2 protein-coding genes are annotated in these 2,030 nt (G+C 37.8%); one reads left to right on the top strand and one right to left on the bottom strand.

Annotation, left to right across the window (positions count from 1 at the left end):
* Nucleotides 1–267 (bottom strand): MarR family transcriptional regulator (locus V7659_RS27970; RefSeq protein WP_335543333.1); only part of this gene is annotated, 267 nt, incomplete at its 3' end.
* A 350-nt stretch (nucleotides 268–617) separates the two neighbouring features.
* Between V7659_RS27970 and xylA the strand changes: the two genes are divergently transcribed.
* A complete protein-coding gene (gene xylA, locus V7659_RS27965) occupies nucleotides 618–1,949 on the top strand; it encodes a xylose isomerase (RefSeq protein WP_335543332.1) in 1,332 nt (443 codons plus the stop codon).
* The last annotated feature ends 81 nt before the right edge of the window (nucleotides 1,950–2,030 follow it).

Here is a 2,030-nt window from a genome sequence, read left to right as displayed (position 1 = left end):
GATATCAATGCCAATTGCATATCCGACCGCTTTGTTGAAATGAAGGATAACAGGTCGTCGGCCACCACTGGATTCCCCAGTGCCGGATTCGTAAATAAGTTCCTCTTCCAATAACTCATTTACTGAAGAAGACACTGTTGCCTTATTCAACCCTGTTATTTGGGCAATATCTGCCCTTGATATCGGCTCTTTTTCAATAATCATTTGTAATACAAGGGCTTTGTTATTTTTTTTTACCGTTTGATGATTCCATGTAATGGTTCCCACTTTATAAAAAACTCCTTATTTAATAGAGTAAATCAATTTTACCGCAAAACTTTGTTTATTTATTATACAAACATACTGATGCGTGCCTGAACTAGATTTTTTGGATTGAAGAAGCGAAAAGGCCTGCAAACTTACTCACATCTGTATAGTAGGCATAAGGCAGAGCAAAGGGTGTTTGTAAAAAACAGTCAGCCTTTTCAAAAAAAATTAAGTATATTAGTTTGTCGAATGGACAAACTAAGTGTACCGTGCTATGATTTGATTATCAAAGGTAAAGAGATTCAATACCTTATTGTACGCTCGTACACATATAGTGATTTTAACCATACACCAACTAGGAGGAATCATGGATGGCTTATTTTGAAACAGTTAATAAAATCCAATTTGAAGGGGCTTCATCAAAAAATCCCTTCGCATTTAAGTTTTATAATCCTGAGGAAAAAATCAATGGCAAAAGTATGGAGGAAATTCTTCGTTTTTCTATTGCATACTGGCACACATTCACAGCTGACGGAACAGATCCGTTTGGCGTAGGAACTGCCATTCGTCCTTGGGATCGTTTTCAAGGCTTAGATTTAGCGAAAGCACGTGTGGAAGCTGCATTTGAACTTTTTGAAAAATTAAATGTTCCTTTCTTTGCTTTCCATGACATTGATATCGCTCCAGAAGGAAGCACATTAAAGGAAACAAATGAAAACCAAGATGTTATAGTTGCCATGATCAAAGAATACATGAAAACAAGCAAGACGAAATTACTTTGGAACACGGCGAATATGTTCACGAATCCACGATATGTTCATGGTGCTGCAACTTCTCCAAATGCCGACGTATTTGCATACTCTGCAGCGAAAGTGAAAAAGGCGCTGGAAGTAGCTAAAGAACTTGGCTCTGAAAACTATGTTTTCTGGGGCGGCCGTGAAGGTTATGAAACACTTCTAAATACAGATATGAAGCTGGAACAAGACAACTTAGCACGTTTCTTCCATATGGCAGTAAATTATGCGAAAGAAATCGGCTTAGATGTTCCGTTCTTAATTGAGCCTAAACCAAAAGAGCCTACCAAACATCAATATGATTTCGATGTCGCTACTGGTCTAGCATTCTTGCAAAAATATGATTTAACAGACTACTTCAAGTTTAATATCGAAGCAAACCACGCTACTTTAGCCGGCCACACATTTGAACATGAATTAAGAACAGCTCGTATTAACGGAATGCTTGGATCTGTTGATGCTAACCAAGGGGATACACTACTTGGATGGGATACAGATGAGTTTCCAACTGACTTGTATACGAACACATTAGCCATGTACGAAATTCTAAAAAATGGCGGCTTAGGAAAAGGCGGTTTAAACTTCGATGCAAAAGTAAGAAGAGGTTCATTCGAAGCAGAAGACCTATTCCACGCACACATCGCTGGTATGGATGCATTTGCAATCGGATTAAAGGTTGCCAATAAATTAATTGAGGACAAAGTTTTAGATAGCTTCATCGAAGAACGTTACAGCAGCTATACTAATGGCATTGGCTTGGAAATCGTAGAAGGAAGATCCAACTTCCGCGAGCTTGAAGCATATGCCCTTCAATTAAATGAAATTAAGAATACATCAGGCAGAACGGAACGACTTAAAGCAATCGTCAATCAATACTTATTAGAAACACTTTCAACTGTAATAGCTTAATTAAAATTATTAAGAAAAGTGCTGGAGTAATAAGCCTCCAGCACTTTTCTTTCCTATGAGGGTCGATAAAAAATACAAACC

The organism is Neobacillus drentensis (assembly GCF_036966985.1).
GTDB classification, from domain to species: domain Bacteria; phylum Bacillota; class Bacilli; order Bacillales; family Cytobacillaceae; genus Neobacillus; species Neobacillus drentensis_E.
Note: the sequence above shows the minus strand (reverse complement) of the source record. Positions and strands in the feature narration are given on the sequence as shown.

What these genes read in the sequence shown, in the direction of transcription:
- xylA (WP_335543332.1), top strand. Translation starts at nt 618, where the DNA reads ATGGCTTATTTTGAAACAGTTAATAAAATCCAATTTGAAGGGGCTTCA.